At 38.9% G+C, this 22,932-nt stretch carries 16 protein-coding genes and 4 pseudogenes; 3 read left to right on the top strand and 17 right to left on the bottom strand.

From position 1 onward, the window contains the following. Positions 1 to 188: 188 nt before the first annotated feature. The 9 genes and pseudogenes from JCM21531_RS05110 to JCM21531_RS05080 form a co-directional block, all read right to left on the bottom strand. Positions 189 to 923, bottom strand: coding sequence for an MBL fold metallo-hydrolase (locus tag JCM21531_RS05110; RefSeq protein WP_038287938.1), 735 nt, complete (start codon positions 921 to 923; stop codon positions 189 to 191). Between the two features lie 94 nt (positions 924 to 1,017). Further along, positions 1,018 to 1,428, bottom strand: a complete 411-nt coding sequence (locus JCM21531_RS05105; protein ID WP_304515547.1) for an ECF transporter S component — start codon at positions 1,426 to 1,428, stop codon at positions 1,018 to 1,020. A 280-nt stretch (positions 1,429 to 1,708) separates the two neighbouring features. After that, the gene (cobC, locus tag JCM21531_RS05100; protein ID WP_038287936.1) at positions 1,709 to 2,299 is read right to left on the bottom strand and encodes an alpha-ribazole phosphatase; all 591 of its coding nucleotides are present in this window, start codon (positions 2,297 to 2,299) and stop codon (positions 1,709 to 1,711) included. Positions 2,300 to 2,340: 41 nt separating this feature from the next. Further along, positions 2,341 to 2,955: pseudogene (cobS, locus tag JCM21531_RS05095) on the bottom strand (adenosylcobinamide-GDP ribazoletransferase). Further along, positions 2,952 to 3,080, bottom strand: coding sequence for a hypothetical protein (locus JCM21531_RS25010; protein WP_500784525.1), 129 nt, complete (start codon positions 3,078 to 3,080; stop codon positions 2,952 to 2,954). Before JCM21531_RS25010 ends, cobS begins: the two are co-directional and overlap by 4 nt. 18 nt (positions 3,081 to 3,098) lie before the next feature. Next, entirely contained in the window at positions 3,099 to 3,662 is a 564-nt protein-coding gene (gene cobU / locus JCM21531_RS05090) for a bifunctional adenosylcobinamide kinase/adenosylcobinamide-phosphate guanylyltransferase (protein WP_038287954.1), read from the bottom strand. Between the two features lie 119 nt (positions 3,663 to 3,781). Continuing rightward, positions 3,782 to 3,958 (bottom strand): cobalamin biosynthesis protein, encoded by a 177-nt coding sequence (locus JCM21531_RS20690; RefSeq protein ID WP_243467246.1) that lies wholly within the window; start codon positions 3,956 to 3,958, stop codon positions 3,782 to 3,784. Between the two features lie 124 nt (positions 3,959 to 4,082). Continuing rightward, complete coding sequence (locus JCM21531_RS05085; RefSeq protein WP_243467245.1) at positions 4,083 to 4,835, bottom strand: cobalamin biosynthesis protein CobD/CbiB; 753 nt, start codon at positions 4,833 to 4,835, stop codon at positions 4,083 to 4,085. Between the two features lie 249 nt (positions 4,836 to 5,084). Next, complete coding sequence (locus JCM21531_RS05080) at positions 5,085 to 6,515, bottom strand: aminoacyl-histidine dipeptidase (protein ID WP_038287933.1); 1,431 nt, start codon at positions 6,513 to 6,515, stop codon at positions 5,085 to 5,087. A 293-nt stretch (positions 6,516 to 6,808) separates the two neighbouring features. Between JCM21531_RS05080 and JCM21531_RS05075 the strand changes: the two genes are divergently transcribed. Continuing rightward, a complete protein-coding gene (locus JCM21531_RS05075) occupies positions 6,809 to 9,682 on the top strand; it encodes a CotH kinase family protein (protein ID WP_054847006.1) in 2,874 nt (957 codons plus the stop codon). 77 nt (positions 9,683 to 9,759) lie between these two features. Here the strand turns inward: JCM21531_RS05075 and JCM21531_RS05070 are convergent. The 8 genes and pseudogenes from JCM21531_RS05070 to JCM21531_RS25005 form a co-directional block, all read right to left on the bottom strand. Then, a pseudogene (locus JCM21531_RS05070) lies at positions 9,760 to 11,686 on the bottom strand (ABC transporter ATP-binding protein). Further along, positions 11,658 to 13,391, bottom strand: a complete 1,734-nt coding sequence (locus JCM21531_RS05065; protein WP_038287929.1) for an ABC transporter ATP-binding protein — start codon at positions 13,389 to 13,391, stop codon at positions 11,658 to 11,660. Before JCM21531_RS05065 ends, JCM21531_RS05070 begins: the two are co-directional and overlap by 29 nt. A gap of 325 nt (positions 13,392 to 13,716) precedes the next feature. After that, a complete protein-coding gene (locus JCM21531_RS05060; RefSeq protein WP_038287927.1) occupies positions 13,717 to 15,891 on the bottom strand; it encodes a M56 family metallopeptidase in 2,175 nt (724 codons plus the stop codon). Between the two features lie 2 nt (positions 15,892 to 15,893). Further along, positions 15,894 to 16,255 (bottom strand): annotated as a pseudogene (locus JCM21531_RS05055) (BlaI/MecI/CopY family transcriptional regulator). A 113-nt stretch (positions 16,256 to 16,368) separates the two neighbouring features. Beyond that, positions 16,369 to 17,550: an aminotransferase-like domain-containing protein gene (locus JCM21531_RS05050; protein WP_038287948.1), complete on the bottom strand. Its 1,182-nt coding sequence runs from the start codon at positions 17,548 to 17,550 to the stop codon at positions 16,369 to 16,371. A 706-nt stretch (positions 17,551 to 18,256) separates the two neighbouring features. Next, positions 18,257 to 18,745 (bottom strand): flavodoxin domain-containing protein, encoded by a 489-nt coding sequence (locus JCM21531_RS05045; RefSeq protein WP_038287925.1) that lies wholly within the window; start codon positions 18,743 to 18,745, stop codon positions 18,257 to 18,259. 195 nt (positions 18,746 to 18,940) lie between these two features. Beyond that, the gene (locus tag JCM21531_RS18240) at positions 18,941 to 20,170 is read right to left on the bottom strand and encodes an SGNH/GDSL hydrolase family protein (RefSeq protein WP_500784526.1); all 1,230 of its coding nucleotides are present in this window, start codon (positions 20,168 to 20,170) and stop codon (positions 18,941 to 18,943) included. Positions 20,171 to 20,302: 132 nt separating this feature from the next. After that, positions 20,303 to 21,381: pseudogene (locus tag JCM21531_RS25005) on the bottom strand (rhamnogalacturonan acetylesterase); the annotation flags it as partial. Positions 21,382 to 21,698: 317 nt separating this feature from the next. Between JCM21531_RS25005 and JCM21531_RS05030 the strand changes: the two are divergent. Together JCM21531_RS05030 and JCM21531_RS05025 are read left to right on the top strand one after the other, a co-directional pair. Then, positions 21,699 to 22,337 carry a TetR/AcrR family transcriptional regulator gene (locus JCM21531_RS05030; protein WP_038287923.1) on the top strand — a complete coding sequence of 213 codons (639 nt, stop codon included), beginning with the start codon at positions 21,699 to 21,701 and terminating at the stop codon, positions 22,335 to 22,337. A 19-nt stretch (positions 22,338 to 22,356) separates the two neighbouring features. Beyond that, complete coding sequence (locus JCM21531_RS05025) at positions 22,357 to 22,917, top strand: hypothetical protein (protein WP_038287920.1); 561 nt, start codon at positions 22,357 to 22,359, stop codon at positions 22,915 to 22,917. The last annotated feature ends 15 nt before the right edge of the window (positions 22,918 to 22,932 follow it).

Below are 22,932 nucleotides of genomic sequence, written 5' to 3'. Positions count from 1 at the left end.
CACTTTAAATTAAAATTTCAAAAAGTCCAAGATAAGCTTCCAAAGTCAAAATGAAATAAGCCAAGAAAGCGAAATGTAGAAAATCAAATAAAATGAAATATATTAAAGAAGAGATTGGAGAAAATTCAATCTCTTCTTTATATGTTTGCTTATAGCATTGTTTATTAATCAATATTTCACTTCACCTTCTAAACTTCATATGTCTTCAGCAACTGGGCAATCTCCACATTTTCAAAATTCTCTTTTGCTTCTGCAAGATGGTTTGAAACATCATCCTCAGGCCAGAAATGGGTGAGCAAAAGCTTCGATACTCCGGCTTCCTTTGCAACAATGCCGCACTCTCTTGCCGTAAGATGAGGAACATTCTCACTCTTCTTGTCCTTTGACAACAATCCCGCATCAAGCATCAGGAAATCAGCTCCCCGGGAAAACTCAATTATATTTTGATCCCAAGAGGTGTCCCCGGAGAAAACAAACCTTTTACTTCCGTCATATACCGATACTCCAAAACATTTTACAGGATGCTTCATGCATGCAAAGGAAATCTCCAAATTGCCGAACTTCAGCACCGTATCCTCGGAAATAGGACTTAAATTATACACATCTGCAATATTTAGCCTCTCATACTCTTCGGCAGGCTCCGAAGGAGCATATACTTTGAGAGGCTTAATATCCGCTCCCCTGCCCTTCTTTATTTGAATGGCATATCTTAAAACCATCATATCCGACATATGGTCGCTGTGAAGGTGAGTCAGTATTACAGCATCCAAGTCCTCAACCCTTGCAAACCTTTGAAGATTGCTCAATACACCGTTGCCGCAGTCTATCAATATTTTTATATTTCCCTCAGTAAGAAGATATCCGGAGCAGGCTCCTCCAGCCGCCGGAAACGGACCGTTGTTGCCCAGTATTGTCAGCTTCATAAACCGTACCTCCTATTTGAAGTATAATCCTTTATATCTATTATCCTTACCTTAATTCTCCTTAACCTGCTTTTATCCTTCCTTTTCCTGCTTCTTAATTCGTAATAAATTTCGTTACTTTAAATTTCTCAAGAGCAACAGACAGCGAGTATCCGACAACCGCACAAACACCGCCCTGCACCAAATTCACCGGAAGGTCCCTTAAAGCTGCCGCAAGTCCCATAGTTTCATCAAACAGCCTCATTACATAAAGTTCCGCGACAAAGTATCCCGATATCATAACAATACTTCCGGCTATAGATGCTGCCAATATAGTTACATGATTCTTTTCTTTAAATCTTTTTGACAGTGCATAAACAACCAATCCTGCAACAAACCCTTCAAGACCCTTTACAACAAAGGTGACCGGTGCAAAATGCTGGTATCCCATTGCTATGTCCGCAATAGCCGAGCCTATCGCTCCCGCTAAAAAGCCGCTTTTTCTTCCCAAAAGAACTGCAGCTATTATAATAACCGAGTCTCCAAGATTAAACGGTCCGACTGCCGTAGGTATTTAGTAACATACGTTGCCAAAAAACCAGTGCAATCATCATTCCGTTTATAGCTATCTTTCTAGTCGCATTGGTTCTGCTTGAATTATTCATCAAAATCCCCCAACATAAACTGTATCGATACATTTATTAAGTGTATCCAATTGACAGGGATATTTTATTTATAGGAGATAAATTTGTCAAGGAAAATCCTTATATTTTTTGACATTCATTATTTTGCGGGTAGCTTCGCTATTATCCGTTAAGGAGCGTCAAAACAGGGTATCTGTCTCTTACCTCCAGTTTTGTGATAGTACAGTTGTCCACCCTGAATCTCCACGAGTCTTCAATTTTCATTCCCAATAAATATGCCAGCATAAACCTTATTGTTCCAAGGTGGCTTACTATCAGACAGCCCCCCTCCTTCTTCGAATTAATAATTTCCCGGACAAAAGCAACTACTCTGTCGTAAGTGTCCTTGGCACTTTCTCCATCCTTTATGCGGAAGTTTATCCAGTCCTCAAACCATCTTTTGCAGTCATCAGGATATCTTGAAGAAATCTCTTCAAAGGTCAAATCATCCCATATGCCAAAATTCCTCTCCTTCAAATTGTCCGAGGTTATTATCTCAAGGCCGTAGTTTTCGTTAATTATTTCAGCAGTTTTGACAGTCCTATTAAAAGGGCTGGAATATATTGCATCAACTTTGACAGTTTTTAGCTTGTCCCGAATTGCCTTCGCTTGGCAAATACCGTTACTGTTTAGCTCCACATCAGTCCAGCCAAGATAAGTCCCTCTTTTATTGCTGTCTGTTTCACCATGCCGCACCAAATATAGTTCCAACATCTGTTATCCTCTCCATCCAAGATTGTAAATATACCGTGACTTTATTTAATAAGAAAAGCAAGTATTAAAAAGAAGGCCTGATTGAGCTCGCATACTGCTCCCAATATATCACCCGTAGCTCCTCCCACCTTCTTTGAAAAAACTTACTGTGATAAATGCCGTCACCCAAGTAAGAGCCGCAAAAAGCAACCCCTTTATGCTAAAGACCAAAAGAAAAACAAAAAAGTATATTATACTGCCCTGCAGAATTTCTTTTACACCGCAGCAGTTTATAAAGGATTTGCCCAAGCCTTCCTCCCGGGCATAGACTGAGACACCCGCACCAATCAAAGAGCCGATTCTTCCGCTGCCGGAAAAAGCAAAAGCACGCGTGGAAGGTAAGATAGAGGAATGGAACTTAGCAAAGCATAATCTAAAATAATGATACAAACAACTGCCAGCAGAGCATTTGTACCAATCCTGCTGTCCCTCATAATTTCCAGCATTTTTTCCCGGCTTTTGTTTGAAAATATTCCGTCAAAGGTATCTCCCAATCCATCCAGGTGAATACCGCCCGTCAACACAATATATGCCGCTATCAGCAAAACACTTGTTACACCCGAAGGAAAAAATCTTTTCAAAATGTAAAAAAGTACTGTTATTATTCCCCCTATCACCAAGCCAACAAGCGGAGCAAAAACCAGCCTTTACCATAGTCCTCTTCAGTTGCGTCAAATTCGAAAGGTATGGGAATCCTGGTGAGAAATCCTATCATCAGTATTAACCTTTTTAAATACTTCAAATCCACCACTCCAGAAAATTATTTAATTTTAACGGGAATTCCCGAGACGCAGAAATACACATCGTCAGCATTCTTTGCCAGCATCTGGTTTACTCTTCCGGCTATGTCCTGAAAAATCCTCGAAAGCTTATTCTCCGGCACAATTCCCATTCCTACCTCATTTGTAACTGCAATAAACGTAACATCCAGTGCTTTTACGGCAGAAAGGAGCTTTTCAATCTCACAGGTAACCTCCTGTTCCGCCTCACACTCGGCATTTTCAGGTAATATATTCCAGTCGATGCATTTTTCCAAAATAATATTTGATACCATAAGGGTTATACAGTCAAGCAAAATATATTTTTTGCCGGCACCAACCTCACCAAGTTTTACGTCAAAATCCCTGTATGCTTCAAGGGTTGTCCATCCGGAAGGTCTTTGTTCTCTATGTTTTTTCACCCTTTTTTTCATTTCCTCATCAAAAGGTATCGATGTTGCAATATATAAAACACCATTTTCATTATTGCTCTTTTGAGCCAGCGACTCTGCAAAAGAACTTTTACCGCTCCTTGCACCGCCTGTAACAAGAATAAACTTGCCCATTATCAAAAATCACCTCTTTGTTTAGCTTGTAAAAAAGCACCATGGGAAATACCCTTAAGGTGCTTTAGACTTTACAAAAAATTATGCAATTAGCTTCTTTGATTCACATATATAGGCACCTAAAATACATAGCTAGTAAGCAAAAATGCCAAAAGTCCCAAAACCCCCATCAACAACAGAGTGCTGCCTGCTGCAATGTACATTAGAGTAATGGTCTGGGAAATAGCTTTAATATCCAGCTCATTTACGTCATCGCCGATTGCAGGCTTTTCAACAATATCACCCAAATACTGCACTTCCGTACCAAGTCTTATCCCAAGGCTCCTGCCACTGCAGCCTCAGGATAACCGGTATTCGGGCTGACATGTTTTTTTCTGTCCCTAATCATAATGGAATAACTGTTTTTATATTCTTTTCCCGTTATAAGGCACCAAAAACTATTAATATCCCTGCGAGTCTTGCCGGTATATAGTTCACTATGTCATCAAGCTTTGCCGTTGCCCATCCGAAATTCTTGTATGTATCGTTTTTATAACCCACCACCTGGTCTAAAATGTTGATGGTTTTATAAACATAAACCACCGTAGCACCTAAACCAAAAAAGGAAGCCAAAAAAGCATAAAAAATTGGAGATATTACCCTATCTGCCATACTTTCAGCCATTGACTCCACCGAACCTTTTATTATTTCCTTTTCATCAAGATTTTCCGTTTTTCTTCCCACTGCAGCAGCAAGCATATTTCTAGCCTTGAATATATCCCTCTCCTTTAACGCATCGAATACCTTGTAGCCTTCAGTTGCAACAGTTTTCAACGCAAAAGCCGAGTATGTAAAATAGACATTTATAACGTGGAACAGTATAGGGTGTACAAGCAACGATAATTTCAAAATCCCGGCAACAACGGTAACAACAACGCCTGCCATTATTATAATAAAAGCCGTTCCTGCAACCCTTTCATTTCTGTACAGCCTCTTGGTATTGCGAACAACATCCTCACCCAAGGCATTTACCTTCTCGGCCGATGATGCATTGATAATATTGCGCATTATATTTTCAATATTTTTTCCAAGCCATTCGATAAATTTTACAGGATGAGGCATCCATTTCGGGTAGCCTATAAAAAAATCCAAAACAAATGCAATAAAAATATCCAAAAGCAAATACAGAATCATTGCCTTTCCCCCTATACTTTCGTTTATATTTGACAAAGCCAAAACCCATATTTTGAACTGAAAACTGCAAAATACACTTAAAAATACACTTATTATATCTTATGATTCAAAACAACCGCAAAGAACATACTTAATTTAAGGTACGAAGTCTCAAAAAACATTAGAACAGCCAATTCACATAGTTCATTATATATATTTTTATCCAATTGTGCAAGTATTGCCTTTTATGCACAAATTCACTGCCGGTGTTTATTTTATCTCTTCCAGCAAACGAATCAGAAATCTCCAGATTCTTTCCACCGATGAAATGCTAAGACGTTCTTTTTCCGTATGAATATCATACAAATTGGGCCCAAAACTAATCATATCGGTATCAGGCAAAATCTTTTTCAACACACCGCACTCAAGCCCGGCATGAACTGCATTTATTTTAGCTTTTTTGCCAAACAACTCTTCAAAAACTCTAACTGCCTTTTTCCTTATTTCAGATTTGTCATCATATTGCCATGCCGGATAAGAGTTGCTTTCTTTTGCCGTACCGTTCGTCCTTTTTGCAATTAACGCCACCCGGTTTAATAGTTCCCTTAGAGAACTTTCCGATGAAGAACGAAGGGATATTGTAACAACCAGCTCTCCTTCTTTCTCTTCCACGATAGCATTGTTGACACTTGTCTGCACCAGACCATCGATATCCTTTGACATATACTGCACACCGTCAGGGGTCATCATCAGAAAATCAATGATATTCTCGGATAATTGCTTCAAGAAAACTTCCTCTACCCCAACTTCCTTTACGGTAACAGTCAGTCCGCTGTCCTCCACCCTGTATTCTTCTTTCAATTCTTTTGCCAATGACTCTATCTCCCGTACTGTACCGTTCAAATCTTCTGCCCAAACAACCGCTTCCGCTTCCTTCGGAATTGCATTGTGTTTGGTTCCGCCTGTGATTTTTGCCAAAGTAATTTTGTCGCTGCATTTATCCAAAATCCGTGCCAAAAGTTTAATTGCATTTGCTCTCTGTTTTATAATTTCCATTCCGGAGTGACCGCCTTTAAGACCCGAAACTTTTATTTCCAATCCTGTGCCGATTCTCTTTTCTTTTTTTAGCGGGAAGGTAACAATTTGGTTTGCGCCGCCGGCACAACTAACTAGAAAAACTCCTTCTTCATCAGAATCAATATTAAGCAGTATCTTTCCCCTTAAATGCTCACCGGTTAAAGCCATTGCCCCATCCATGCCTGTTTCTTCTCTCGTTGTAACCAAAAGCTCAATAGCCGGATGTTTCAAATCATCGGAATCTAAAATTGCCAAACCGTAAGCAACGGCAATACCGTCGTCTCCTCCAAGAGTTGTATTGTTTGCCCGCAAAATATCCCCTTCCACAATCATCTCAATAGGGTCTGTTTCAAAATTATGAGTAGAACCTTCCCCTTTAATGCAAACCATGTCACTATGCCCTTGTATAATGACAACGGGTGCATTTTCATATCCCAAAGTTGCAGGCTTTTTGATGATTACGTTATAAAGCTCGTCTTGATAGACTTCCAAATTTCTTTCTTTCGCAAAATTCACCAAAAAATCGCTTATTCTTTTTTCATTCCCGGAACACCTCGGAATCCGGTTAATCTCATAAAACCAATGAAATACTTTACGCGGTTCAATTGTATGAATTGTCGACATATGCTCTCACCATCTTTTCAAATATTATTTTATTATTATACATATTATAAATCATTTAAATTTTAAAGTAGTATCTCCTACATTCATTTTTTATACTCTTATTCATTTTTTAAACTTTTCATATAAAGCCGGCAAATTCCTTCCAAATAATATCAACAAAAAAACATGAGTTGTTTTGTATACATAAAGCAGTTAAAACTTCAATTTTATGATATAATATCTTTAAGATATAATTATAAATCAAACTTTTATATTATATCGGCTGAGTTTTTTTAGAGGGAGGAAAATTGGAAATGAAAAAAATTATCGGTTTGTTATTGTCTGCCATACTGGCAACTAACTTTGTCCTATCTTTGGCACAATCAAAAGCAGCCAACCTCGAACAGCAGCATATCTACATCAACGAACTTATGGCATCAAACAAAAGTACCGTACGCGACGGCGATCTAGATGACCCTAAACACGGGGCATCAGGAGGTGCCTATTCCGATTGGATCGAACTGTATAATGCTTCGAATGAACCTGTGGATTTAACCGGCTGCAGCATTTCGGACGATGGGGCAACATGGGTTTTCCCTCAAGGAAGTATCCCTCCAAAAGGCTACCTTGTAATCTGGGCTTCGGACAAGGATAAAGTGACAAGTGACGGGCAACTGCATACAAACTTTAAACTTAGTGCAGATGGAGAAAGAGTAGTATTGAAATCACCCGATGGCAGTGTTATTGATTCTGTCACATATGGAAGGCTGGCTGATGATGAGTCATACGGCAGAAATCCGGACGGTTCGGATGAATTTACGATATTTTCTAAAGCCACCCCAAACGCAAGCAATAACAATTCGCATGCAATTGTTCTTGAACCTGTTTTTTCCCACCAAGCCGGTTTTTACACCGAGGAATTTGAATTGGAACTCTCTGCAAATCAAGAAAATACTAAAATTTATTACACTCTTGACGGCTCCGATCCAAAACCCGGAGAGTCCGGTACCTTTGAATATTCCGGAAAGATAAAAATAAAAAGCAGAGCCGGAGAGCCAAATGTATTATCCATGATTAACACAGGAGATTACTATTGGAATCCTCCTTTAGGAGAAGTATTTAAGTGTACGGTGGTAAAAGCTGCTGCTGTAAGGACTGACGGACAAGCAAGCCGAACTGTTACCCGTTCCTATTTTGTAGATTCCGATATGATGACCAGATACAGTCTTCCTGTCATCTCAATTGTAACCGACAAAGCAAACCTGTTTGACAAGGATACCGGAATATATTTAAACAGCAATAAAAGCGGAGCTGACTGGGAAAGACCTGCTCATATAGAATTTTTCGAAAATAACGGAACTCCCGGTTTTTCACATTATTGCGGTATAAGGCTTCATGGGGGAGGTTCAAAGGGATTTGCTCAAAAAAGTCTTCGAATATACGCAGACAGGGGCTACGATTATAAAGAAAAAATCAGCTATGATATATTCCCCGGACTTAAAGACAAAGTGACCGGAAAAAGTATAACCGATTTTAAACGCCTTATTTTGCGAAATTCGGGCAATGACTGGTCAAACAGCATGTTCAGGGATGCACTGATGCACAAACTTGTGTCTCATCTAAATCTCGACACACAAGCGTACAGGCCTTCAGTAGTATTTATCAACGGTGAATACTGGGGAATACACAACATCCGTGAACGGTATGACAACATATATTTTGCATCCCATTACAATCTGGACAAAGATAATGTCGTACTCCTTGAAGTTACCTATCTCGGAACTATTGTTGCAAACGAAGGAACCGATGAGGATGTGCAAGCTTATACAAATGAAATAATTGATTTTCTTAAATCAAACGATATTACCCAAAAAGATAATTATGAGTACATAAAGACAAAAATGGATGTGGACAATTTTATTGATTACAACGTTGCAAATATTTACTTTGCCAATAATGACTGGCCGCAAAATAATGTTACCATGTGGAAATACAAGACCAAGGATGGTTTATACCACCCGGAGGCACCCTACGGTCAAGACGGCAGATGGAGATGGATAATAAAAGATACGGATTTTGGATTTGGCGGTCCGTTTATGGGCTCTTCCGGCGTTTCCCACAATACACTCAATCATGCCTCTGAGAACACCCAAAACGAATGGGCGGTATTTCTATTTAAAAAGCTGCTGGAGAATTCCGAATTCAGAAATGCGTTTATCAATAGAATGGCCGATTATCTTAACACCTGCTTCGACCCTGAATTAGTAACCAATACAATAGATGAAATGAAAGATGCCATAGCGTCTTCAATACCGGAACACAATGCCCGCTGGCAGGCCATTTCAGACTGGGACGGCGAGATTGAGTTAATGCGAACTTTTGCAAAAAGACGTCCTGACTATGTGACAGAGCACATAATTAGCAAATTCAGAAGATTTGGTGTGACAGGTACTTATTCCGTTAAACTGGAAACAGATAGTTCAATGGGCTTTATCAGGATTAACTCCATTGACCTCAAGTCCACAACCCGCGGAGTAAACAATCCTGAGGCATGGACAGGCAAATATTTCAAAGGAGTGCCTTTAACTATTAAGGCTATTCCTAAAGAGGGATACGTCTTTGAACGGTGGGAAGGAACCGATGAAGCATCCGATACGTTGGTATTAACGCCAACGAAAGACATTAGCTTAAAAGCGGTGTTTAAGAAAGCCAGCAGTACAGAATGTAAAATCTCGGGGTATGTAAAACCGGATTTATTCTCAAAGGCTGACGATATAAAAGCAGATTTCAAGGTGGAAGTTTTGGGTCTCAATGTGTCGGCATTGACGGATAAAGACGGATATTTCGAATTAACCGTCCCCGAAAGCAATACAGGATATGTTTTTAAAATAAGCAAAACCAATTATCTTTCCAGGGAAATTAAAAAAGATACCGTTTTAAATGATATGGCTTTATCTTCAAAGGAATCACCGTTGATTTTATGGGCCGGAGATGTTGAGATAGACGGTATTTCCGATGGTGCTATAAATTTGATAGACATAATGGAAGTGGCAAAAGCATTCAACACCACTCCCGCTGATGAAAAATACAAAGCGGATATGGACTTTAACAAAAATAACGCAATTAACATGGAGGATATTGTGATTATAGCAAAGCATTTTAGCGCCACATCCGATGACTACGAATAAGCAGAGCAAAAAACAAGGGGCATGCTGCACAATCGTTCAAAAACCGCAGTGCAATGCCCCTTCTTCTATTCTATGTTTTATTCCAGTTCGAATGCGCCGGTATACAATTGATAGTATTGACCCTTTTGGGCTATTAGCTCTTCATGGTTTCCCCGCTCAATGATGCGTCCATGATCCAATACTATGATAACATCAGCGTTTTTAACCGTGGACAGACGGTGAGCAATTACAAATACCGTTCTTCCCTCCATCAAGGCATCCATACCCCGCTGGACAATGGCTTCGGTTCTTGTATCAATAGAAGATGTTGCTTCATCCAAAATCATAACCGGAGGGTCTGCAACCGCCACCCGGGCAATAGAAATCAACTGCCTCTGTCCCTGGGACAGGTTTGCCCCATTTTCAGTAAGCATTGTCCGATAACCGTCAGGCAAACGTCGAATAAAATCGTCGGCACCGGCAAGTTTTGCAGCCGCAATACACTCTTCATCAGTGGCATCCAGTTTGCCGTAGCGGATATTATCCATTACGGTACCGGTAAAGAGGTTGGTATCCTGAAGTACTATACCAATGGCACGGCGAAGATCCGATTTTTTGATTTTGGTTATATTAATACCGTCATAACGTATTTTACCGTCGGCAATATCATAAAAACGATTGAGTAAGTTTGTAATTGTAGTCTTACCGGCACCGGTAGCTCCTACAAATGCCACTTTTTGTCCCGGCTTTGCATAAAGGCTGATATCATGTAAAACAGGTTTTTCGGGTTCATATTCGAAATCGACATTAAACAATCTCACATCCCCGGTAAGCTTCGTATATGTCACAGAACCGTCGCTGCTGTGGGGGTGCTTCCAAGCCCAAATTCCCGTTCTCTTTTCACATTCAACCAACTGGCCGTTTTCCTCTCGGACATTTACCAAGGTAACATATCCTTCATCCCGTTCCGATTCCTCATCAATCAACTCATAGATTCTCTGCGCGCCGGCAAGCCCCATAACAACGGCATTTATCTGTTGAGACACTTGATTGATATTGCCGACAAACTGTTTTGTCATGTTAAGGAAGGGAACAACGATGCTGATTCCCATGGCAAGCCCGGAAACACTCAAATTCGGCACATCGGCAACCAATAAAATACCGCCGGTAATGGCAACAAAAACATACAATACATTCCCGATGTTATTTAAAATGGGGGCTAAGATATTGGCATAACGATTGGCTTTCCTTGCATCGTCAAACAAATCTTCGTTTATCCTGTCAAAATCCGCTTTGCTCTCATTTTCGTGGCAGAATACTTTTATTACCTTTTGTCCGTTCATCATTTCTTCTACAAAGCCTTCCATGCGGCCAAGAGTCTTCTGCTGTTTGATGAAGTATCTGGCAGAACCTCCTCCCACCCTTTTTGTGACAAAGAACATTGCGATTACACCTATCAATACAACAAAAGTCAGCCACAAGCAAAAATAAACCATGATAGAAAATACAGTGAGAACTGCAATACCCGACATTAAAAGCTGCGGGAAGCTTTGGGAAATCATTTGCCGTAAAGTGTCAATATCATTGGTGTAAACACTCATGATATCGCCATGATTGTGAGTATCCACATACTTAATTGGAAGGGTTTGCATCTTGGCAAACATTTTTACGCGGAATTTTTTCAATGTTCCCTGAGTGATAATTGCCATCAACTGGTTGAATGCAATACCGCTAATAATTGATAACACATAAAGCGTTACCAATATAGCCACAAAGGATAGTATTTTTCCTTCTACTGCATTCCAGTCCCCGGTTTGCCAACTGCCTTCTATAATAGCAATAACATTTTGCATGAATATAGCAGGAATAGAGCTGATGGTTGCATTGAACAATACAAATACAATAGCAAGCGGAAACAGCACCGGATAAAACTCAAAATATTTTGAACAAGCGGACAACAATCGATTTTTTATTTTTATTATTACTGGTTTTCACTTTATGCACCTGCCTTATTTTGAGAAACATATATTTCTCTGTAGATTGTGTTTTCGGCCAGTAGTTGTTCATGGGTCCCGATTCCGTTTACGGTACCCCCATCCATCACTATAATTCTATCTGCATCTTCAACAGAAGCTGTTCTCTGGGCGATAATTATCTTGGTTGTCTTAGGCATATATTCCTTAAGGGCCTTTCGTATTTTTGCATCGGTCTTGGTATCCACTGCGCTGGTGGAATCATCCAAAATCAGTATTTTGGGCTTTTTAAGCAATGCCCTTGCAATACAGAGCCTTTGCCTCTGTCCCCCGGACACATTGGTTCCCCCCTGCTCAATATAGGTGTCATACCCTTTTGGAAATTGACTGATAAATTCATGGGCGCAGGCGAGTTTACACACCTCTACCAATTCTTCATCTGTGGCATCTTTATTTCCCCAACGAAGATTTTCCTTGATGGTTCCGGAAAACAAAACATTCTTCTGCAGCACGACGGCAACCTGATTGCGCAGGCTATCCAAATCATAGTTTCTTACATCTACGCCGCCCACTTTTACAACCCCTTCGGTTGCATCATAGAGACGGGGAATCAATTGAACAAGGGATGTTTTTGAAGCTCCTGTACCGCCGATAATTCCAATAGTCTCTCCGGATTTTATTTGCAAATTTATATTTGCCAATGCCATTCTTTCTGCCTTTTCGGAATATTTGAAACTTACATTCTCAAATGAAATCGAGCCGTCCTTTACCGTATAAACGGGGTTTTTTGGATTTGTTAATGTTCTCTTTTCGTTAATTACTTCGACAATACGCTTGGCAGACTCGCTGGCCATGGTAATCATTACAAATACCATGGAAAGCATCATGAGACTGCTAAGAATCATAAAATTGTATGTCAATATGGCTGAAAACTGCCCGATATCAAAATCCAATCCCCGGCTGGTAATAATCGTATAGGAACCGAAGGACAAAACGAAGATCATAACCACATACATGCAAAACTGCATCAAAGGTCCGTTAAAAGCCAAAATACGTTCCGCCTTGGTAAAGTCTGCACGTACATCTTCCGCCGCCAAATCAAATTTCTTTTGCTCGTAATCTTCACGTACAAAGGATTTTACAACACGCATACCTTTAATGTTTTCTTGGATGGAGCGGTTTAAAGCGTCATATTTTTTGAATACCTTCCTGAACAACGGCAGTGCTTTGTAAATTATAATGCTAAGTCCAACCGCAAGAAGCGGGTCGACAACCAGGAAAATCCACGCCATGCGTCCTCCCATTACGAAGGCCATCACAAATGCAAAGGTCAGCATCAAAGGAGCGCGAACCGCCACTCGAATCAGCAACATATACGCATGCTGTACATTGGTAACATCGGTAGTCATACGGGTAATCAGCGATGAGGTCATAAACTTATCTATATTTTCAAAAGAATAATTCTGAATGCTATAAAACATATCTTTTCTCAAATTCTTCGCAAACCCGCAAGCCGCAGTAGCAGAGGTTGAACCTGCAATCGCACCGAACATTAATGACAGAAACGCCATGACAATTAAGACAACACCGTAGTTAATGATTGTACTCAATTCACATCCGCTTTTAATTTTATTAACCAAATTTGCAGTAACAAACGGAATTATACATTCGATTACTACCTCCAGACTTATCAGTATCGGGGTTATAATTGACAGTTTTTTGTACTCCCGAATACTTCGAGCCAGGTCTTTAATCATATTACATCAATCCCTCCATTAAAAAATGAGTATTGTCTATCAACGAAGTTGCCGTGATAAACACTACTCGTTTTTTGCATTCAAAATAAATAATTTATATAAATTATCAAATCGATTTTTCAAAATATTCTTTACACCAACAATTATATTTTTATACTTTCCAATTTTCCGCAGACTTCAACTTCCAAACCGCGGCAAAATATATGTAGTTATGTACCGCGAAACTATTACAGTTGACAAATATTATTAGAATATATTATCAAACTGCATCGGTATTGTCAAATGGAAATTATCCAAAAATTAAACTCCAGATATGTTCTTGTCTTTAATGGCCGAAGCTTTTTATTTTCCATCCTGTCTGCGGAGTTTCGAAAATCATGTTACAATCCCAATGCTGCTTTCCGCTGTGAATTATTTCATCTTTTTTATATTGAAGATCCATCATCACTCTAAAAATTTTACTGTTTTTATCAGGCTCTTCAATCAGCTCAACATCCAATAGTTTTGCAGATTTCAGATTATCAAAGGTTGAACGCCCAACGATACCGCCACCAGTCAAAGGTAATATTATCCCCTCATTAAACAATTCGCTGTTTGCCATATTTACTGTCAAATTGTCCAGCAGAGTATCTTTCGAGATACAATGTTTTGCCAACTCGGTATCCTTTTTATTAAGTGCCGTAAAATATTCTTCAATAACCTGCTCCGGTGTGAGTTTGCTAAGTCTTGTTTCAATATCGTCAGGGAGAATCATATTCGAAAGCCATTCGTTAAATGTTTTCCCTGCCACTTTTTCAAAGCTGTTTCCTTTAAGGCTGCAGGCGTTAAAAGTACTGTGCCGCCCGGCGCTGATAAATGCACCTATTATTTTGCCCCTGCTTTTTACAACAATGCCCCTGCAATTCTGTATCGGATAAAACTCTTTAGGCATACTTTCATAAATCCTGTATATTTCAACCTCAATGTCGGACGTATTGGAGTATTCACTCATGTCAAGGCCGATATCCTTTGAAAGTTCATTGTTGTAAGCAAAATAGTATGCGTTTGGATTAAATCCGGACAGCGTTTTAATGTTGTTGAGCTTGTTATCCATGGCGCTAATTTGATAATCAAGGGTCCATCCGTATTTTTTAAACAGCTCTACCGCATCGTCATTATCTATGTAGAGGTTAATGTTTGTATTCTCAAGGAAGGAATCTATATAACGCGCAAAATCCGTACTTACTTCGTAAAGGCCTTCGTCTTTTACAATATAGGCTTTATTATACAAGGTATCGTAGTAAAGTTTATAGCTATATTCGCCTGTGTCGTTAGACAATTTTAGCACATATTGATTGGTATGATTGTTTTCCAAATCATCCTCTGTTGAAGGTGTTAGACTGTTTCGCAGTGTTGAATCAATATATGCTAATATTTTTGAATCGTCTGTCACAAACTTGCCTGCGGACTTAAAACCCATATTGTCGGAAAGAAATTCAATTTGCACCCTTGTACCTTCAGGGCTTTGTACCAATTTTTCTTCGTTTTCTTCCGGCCGAACAGACTCACCCGGCTTAGGATTTGAAGCCAGTGCAATTCCTACTGCAATCACAGTTACCACCGAGGCAGCAATTACCCAGAAGGGAAATTTTTTGTAGTTTAACACATTTTTAATCCTTCCTTTTACATTTCCCTCTCCAAAAGCCAGAGCACTGCCGTTTAAGATGTGTCTTCCGGCAGCAAGCGACAACAATGAATTGGCATAGGGCTTTCTAATATTCTCTCCCATTTCTTTCAGCACTTTTTCGTCACAGGATAATTCCATATCCGTACTCATTAACATAAACGCAATCCACACAAGGGGATTAAACCAATGTACGGATAAGATTAGAAAAGCCAATATTTTTATTATGTGGTCTCTTCGATTGATGTGGGTTTGTTCATGTATCAAAATATAGCTTCTTTCTGCGTCGTCAAGCCCGAAAGGCAAATATATTTTGGGTTTTATTATTCCCAGCACAAAGGGTGTCTTTAAATTCTTTACATGATAGATGTTCTTATCTATTAACTGTGCACTTTTAAGCTGCCTTTTTAACTTTAAAAACGATGCTAGACTATAAATAAGCAATGCCATTACTCCCAAAAGCCAAATGTATGTTCCTATCGCTATGTAATTTTGCAATCGATTTATACTTGTTTCAAAAACGGGAACAATAGCAGACTTGCCAGAAGGCGGTTCATTTACAAGTGAATTTACTGCATCTTGCGAGCTAGTAACCTGGGGACTTTGGTAATAGATTACTTCATAGCGAACCGGGACAATATTCGTTCTCCAGGGTAAAAGGCTGAATGTACTTTCAAAGGAAAACGGAATCACAAGGCGAAAAGCTACAACACCCCATAAGGCATAAGATATGACCTTTGGGGCTTTTTTCAATAATAGTCTTACAATTATCACGCAAAGGATTACATAACTTGCGGTAAGGCTCATCTTTAAAACAGTAAGAAACAATTCAGTCATTTTTACGCCTCCTTGTGCTCATCAATCAGCCTTTTTAGCTCTTCAGCCTGTTGTTTGCTGATTTTTTACCGCTGATAAATGCTGTCAGAAACTTCGGCAAGGAGCCTCCAAAAGTATCTTCAACAAAAAGCACACTTTGCTTGGCGTAATATTCATCCTTTGTAATTAGAGATGTAACCATAGCATCTTTATTTTGAAAAATGCCCTTTTCACATAATTTTTTGAGCACTGTGTATGTTGTGGACTTCTTCCAGTTCATTTCTTTTTCACACAGCTTTACAAGTTCGCCGGAGCCAATCGGCTCATTCTGCCAAATTAATTCTGCAAACTTTTTTTCACTTTCTGCAAGTTTATATTCCTTCATGTTAATCCTCCTTGGTCTATTTATTATAGACTTCATATTATTAGTCTATAGCAAATAGACCAAATAGTCAAGGATATTAAAAATAAGATTTTGATAATTTTTTTGATTAAATTTTACTTTATAAGTTGATTTATAGCTGCCGACAAGCGCTTTATTCCTTCTTCTATCTTTTCTTCAGTAGAATTTGTGTAATTTAGCCTCATTGTATTTATTCCTTTTTTGGTAATATAGAATGGGTCACCCGGAACAAAGGCAACATTCTGCTTTGACGCTATGTCGAATAATTCTAATGCCGAAAATCCTTCAGGCAAAGTTGCCCATAAAAACATTCCGCCTTCCGGCTTTGTGCTTTTAACCTCTTTAGGAAAATACTTTTCAATCATTGAAACCATACAATTTCTCTGTTCCCTGTATAACTCCGTAATCTTTTTAATATGATTGTCAATATCGTTATCAACCAGATACTGATAAACAATCCTCTGAGAGAAATAGTTTGTGTGCAAATCCGAAGCTTGCTTTGCAATTATCAGCTTCTCCATTATTTCACGTTTGGCACATATCCAGCCAAGGCGCATTCCCGGGGCTACGATTTTCGAAAAAGAGCCTAAAAGAATAACATTATCGCCCAGATAAGTCTTCATTGGCGGTACATGTTCTCCTATAAATCTTAGCTCTCCATACGGGTCATCTTCAACAAAAATTGTATCGGTATTTTTCAATATGTTGGCTACGCCCTCTCTATTTTGTGCCGTATATGTAATTCCGGAGGGATTTTGAAAATTCGGAACAGCGTAGAACAACTTGGGATTACACTTATTCAAAACCTCTTTCAATGAATTTATGTCAACTCCATCATCGCGCAACGGAACAGTATGAAATTTAGGTTCAAAAATTGAAAGGGCTTGAATGGCGCCCAGGTATCCGGGCTCTTCCAAAATAATATCATCATTCTTATTTAGAAGGACTTTCCCAATCAAATCAAGTCCTTGTTGCGAGCCGCTAGTGATTAAGATTTCGTACGGGTCAATAATTATGCCTTTTTTCTTTAAATATCTTTCGGCAATATATTGTCTAAGGGGCAAATACCCCTCTGTAGTGCTATATTGAAGTACACTACTGCCATCATCATTTAAAACCTTTTGAGTAGCTTCCTGAACTGCTTCAACCGGAAATGAGGCAGGATTGGGAAGGCCACCTGCAAAGGATATTACTTCTGGATTGACAGTTGCTTTAAGAATCTCCCTTATAAAAGATTTGTGAACATTATTCATCCTATCTGCAAATTGAATATTCATCATTACTACACCTCACTTCAAAAGTTAATTTTCCAAATGTTATCACAATATAACTTAAATGTAAACTAGTTTTTACTTTTATATTTTAAATCGCAATGTAGGAAATGTTTCTAAAGCAAGGCTTTTCTTCTTCTGCCGATATTAACAAAAGCTGGGGAAGAGTACTTAGACGGTAAGGATGTCTTTATACTGACCCGAGGCTTAAAGGGAAACCCGCTTTCAAAGTCCGACAGATTTGGTGACACTCGTGTCAAATTCGGTGAGAAGTACGTAAAAAGCATCGCAAGGCTTCACAAGGCACTTAAAGCTATAGAAAAAGACATTTCACCGGATGAAGTAGATTTATATAAAAACGTCATCGACTGGGCCTGCCAGCTGTCAAGAAACAGAACATTCAGTGGAACATGGGGATTGATGACAGTTTTTTTGACGATTATATCGAAAACTTCGGAATTTTATTTGTATTGCCTTTTTTGAAAGCAATGACATGTACAAAGAGCTGGCAAAAACAACTCGCAAAATGCTTAAGTTTATAATTGAAAATAAAGAAAAAATAGCAAATGTTTTTAAGAAATCTTTTGATTAAGCTTCTTTCCCTAAATTGTTTTAAATCTGTAGCACTAAAAGCGCGGACTATTTTAAGCCCGCCTTGGCTCTATCATTAACTTCCGGCTAAGGCGGGCTTCTTTTACACATTTGATTTCAATTACTTGTTTTTGCTTACCCATTGAAGTACAGGTTCAAGATTTTCCTCTCTCACACCATCAAAACCGTTTTCAATGTTTGAAATAGCTTCTTCAATTTTCGCATCTTTGTCTTTTCGGCTTTTTAGCATCTTTAAAAACATGGACAGCAAGATTTTATCCATACCCTGAAGCTCTTTTAAAGGCAAACATCCGCCGCGCAAATAAAAAAACGGTATTCCTTTTATCTTGTTCCTTGCAATAACTGTTTCTTCATCAGGTTCAGCGTTTCGTGCGGTACCTGATGCACAAACAGCCTTAATATTATGCTTTTTCACTTTGCCAAGTCCCTGTATCTTGCCGGCTTTTATCCAACCAAGAAATATGATTTCTTCATCTTTGATATCTTTAGGAAGCTCCTTTACCCGATAGGCTTTGAGCTTTGTCTTTTGGGCAAGCATATCGGCATATTTCTTGGTAAAACCCGTTTTAGACTCATAAACTATTATCATTTTGTCCAGTACCCCCTTAACTCCGACATAGCTGTTTTACGTCGCGTACCAAGCATTAGATTTGTCACTTCTATGTTATTATAGCACATGGTTCAATAGAATAGTTTTCATTTTTTGTATTTTTTGCAACTGTTCTGAATTTAATACATCACCATTCAATCTTTTATACCGGTATTAGTTTTTATGAGTCATTAGTCAGTTGGCCTTTAAATACTTCGAAATATCCAAATTTATTTCTTTAACACCTTCCGCCACCAACCGGGCAATCTGCAAAGCTCCCTTTTCCGTAAAGTGCGTATAATCCGTATTATTCACAGATACCATAAAGAGCTTGTATGTTTCATTATAACCTATCGAAGTGTAGTAATTTAAGCTCTTTGTCATTAAGTCTATAAGCTTTACATTCTTTTCTGCCGCTACTTGTTTCATAGCTGTGCAATAATCCGGGAAATCATTGACAAAGACATTGTTTTTATAATTAAGTCTTCCTACAGGAGTTATCAATACCGGTATGGCTCCTTTTTGACGTGCTCCGTCTACATATTTTGCAAGATACTCTTTATATGTCGTATATGGAGCAGCATATCGATCGGGATTACTTATGGTTGCATCATTATGTCCAAACTGAATAAGCAAATAGTCCCCTGGTTTTATCTCATTTAAAATACTGTCCAATCTTCCTTCATCCACAAAACTTTTGGAACTTCTTCCTGCAATTGCCCTATTGGCAATAACAACGTTTGAAGTAAAGTATTGGCCTAAAAACTGCCCCCATCCGGCTTGCGGTGCATATGATGCTCCATATGACTGTGCTGTGGAATCGCTGGCTATGTAAATTGTAATTTTATCTTCAGATACCGGCTGAAAAGCACTTGACAAAAATACTTTAAGATAGTCAACATTTGGGCCGCCATCGGATGCAATAGCTGTTGCCCTGATAACGTTATTTCCTTGATTAAGTTCTGCCACTACACCAGCTTCGCTCCAAGATGTCCATGCTCCTGTGGAAATAAAGTCCATGCTCGGCTTAACGATATTGCCGTTAACCGTTATTTGCATGGGTCTATTGACAGTAGTTCCGTTCGCATACCTAAATATAAGAGCATATGAGCCTGATGATGGCGCATTAACATTCCACTCAATATAGCCCCCAACTTCATTGTGATAATTCACATACGAGCTTCCCGTATATCCTGCATTGACAGTTTCCAGAATGGCATTGTATATTACCGCATCCTCAGCCTGATATATTACCGGCTCATTTTTTTGCTTTTGCACCGGAAACTCGTTAATAGCTTTTAATATAAATCTTTTCAGCAGTTGATAGTCCGTTGAATCTATTGTGCCGTTTCCGTTTACGTCAGCCGCTTTAGCACCGTTTTCGTTCGGAAAAGAGTCTATTTGCTTTAATAAATATCTTTTCACCCATGCACAGTCTGTGGACTCCACAGTTCCATTTCCGTTAACATCACCATAAACAAAGCTGCTTGGAGTGGGCGTAGGAGTTGGTGCGGGCGTACTTATAGGAGTTGCAACAGGTGCTTTTAAAAGATCTGACAATTCCTCGGCTACAATACGCGCAAGCTGTGTCGCTCCTGCACGGTTCGGATGCAAGGTATCATCCGGCATATACAGCGCAAGTGTTGCCTGTGGCCCTATTGATGTGAAATACGCGGAACTTAAGACATTAAGGTCCACCAATCGAACACCTTGTTCTCTGGCCACTTCTATAGTAGCCCTTCTATACCATCTGTTTTGGGAATCATGTACATTTGATGAATTAAAGTCGGTCGCCCTGCCTTGCGGTGTTGACAATACCACAGTTGCACCGGTAGCTTTGGCCTTTACCACCATGTCGGTCATAATTTCTTTGAATTGTGCTTCGGTTGTTGAGTTTTTGGAATTGGTATCATTTATGCCTAGTTGCAATATGAATATGTCGCCGGGCTTAAGATATTTCATTATCGCTTCAAATTGACCGTCATCTCGAAAACCTCTTGCAAATTGGCTGATGAAGCCATATTTCTAATTTGAAAAGTGTTGGTATCGACAAATTTATGGAGCATCTGTCCCCAACCGGCCTGAGCACTTGAATCCAGCGGATAATAGTTGCAAACGGTCGAGTCTCCTCCAATATATATGGTCCTATTGGTTACAGGAATATCCGATATCTTTTTTATTTCAAGGGCACTAAGAGTAAACGGAGTACCTTCTTTTCCCTCAGTCACCAGTATGTTTAACTGTCCGTCGGTAATAGGGATTTGAAACTTGTCCGTTGCACAGTTACCGGTCATATTTATTATCTGATAAACACCTTCTGCTGCCACACTGGCTCTTGAAGTATTTCCCAAAGTCACCTTTACCTCATATAAACCGTTACTAAGGTCCACATTAAAAGTATTATCACTCTTTGTACCATATGTCAGAAATTGAACAGCATCGCTTGTAAGACCGCTGCCTGATGCCGAAACATTTTTCATATTCCAGGGAGTATTAAAACCATAGCCTCTTGATTTATCGTAAGCCATGGAAGCACTAACACCTATGTAACCCGGTTCTACAGCACCCCCACCAAAATCAAACTTGTACTCATTTGCGGCGGCACTAATATGTAAGTCTAAAAAACAGCCAAACATTGATATTATTGTAATAACAATAATAACCGAAAATCCTAATTTTCTTTTCCGCACAATATCCCCTCCAACCTTAATATCCAATACCCTAAAAAATTCTTTCTGTTTTAATATAAAATACGTAGAAGTAAGTTTTTTTAAGGGTATTTTTTATCTTTTTTTCTTTTCACTGTTTTTTATATTCCCTTTCGGCCCGGGATTTTCCAAGATAGAAGCATTTAATTACTCAATGCTGACAGATTGACAATATGACCATGTGGTCATATAATGTAAGTAAGAATATGACCATGTGGTCACTTTTCTTTGAAAGGAGACCTACAGTGCCAAAAGAAACCTTTTTTAACCTGCCAAAGGATAAAAGAAACCTGATAATCTCAGCTGCTGTAGACGAATTTTCTAAAGCCGGCTATAATACGGCCAGTATAAATCAAATATGCAAAAAATCAAACATTCCCAAAGGAAGCTTCTATCAGTACTTTACAGACAAGCTGGATCTATACGTTTATATAATGACTTTAGCTATAGAAGAAAAAATCAAGTTTTTCTCAAGTGCCATAGCAGAATTTCATGCTCTGACTTTATTAGAGCAGTTTCGTTTGCTTTTTCTCAAAGGTTTGGAATTTGCAAAAAAACATCCTCAATACGCTGCCTTGGCTGACCAATTTTCCAAAGAAGATAACGAATCGGCTAAGTCGGCAGTTATAAAGGAAGGAGAGAAGCAATCGGAATCATTGTTTATGCAAATGATAGACAATGCAAAAACTAAAGGTGAAATAGACAGCAAAGTTGACTCTTTAGCCTTATGTTTACTGCTGCAATCCTTAAACAGTACAGTTGATAAATATATGATTGGCAAGTTCGGCAACATTAGTTATGAGCATAATCAAGAAGACATAAATAACTTTGTAGATTCGCTCCTAGATATTATATTTAACGGGATTCAGAAAAAATCTGATTAAAATTTAAAGGAGGCTTACCATGAAAAGAAAAATGGATTTTGTATTCGGAATGCTGTTTGCAGCTGCCACTATAGTATTTATCGTATTATTTCTAACTAACAATACGTTTTTTAATTGGGCATTTGAAAGACATCATAATATATTAAGCTGGTATATTAGACCATTATTTATAATACCTATAGTCATATTTGCATTTAAAAAAAGTTTTACCGGTATATTCGCTTCAATATTTGCACTATTTACAAGTATGTTCTGGTTCCCTGCCCCGTCCGCAAGCAATCCTCAAGTTTTAGAATTTTTAGCTTTTGAAATGGATTATCTTAAGGGTCCATGGACTGCACCCAAAATAGTAATGAGTCTGGCAGTGCCCCTGTTTTTCTTCATGCTTCTTATGGCAGCATGGAAAAGAAACTGGAAATTGCTTTTAGGTGTTATCATAGGAGCAGCTGTTCTAAAATTTATCTGGAGTATTGCATTTAGCGGTGAAGCAGGCATGTCTATTCTAAAACCTGCATTACTGGGCTTGATTCTATGCGTCGGTGTATTAAGTTACTTTTTGAGAAAAATAAAGCGCAGCTGACATGTCACTTAATTA

The organism is Acetivibrio straminisolvens JCM 21531, assembly GCF_000521465.1.
Lineage (GTDB): Bacteria > Bacillota > Clostridia > Acetivibrionales > Acetivibrionaceae > Hungateiclostridium > Hungateiclostridium straminisolvens.
This window is presented reverse-complemented; position numbering and strand designations above follow the sequence as displayed.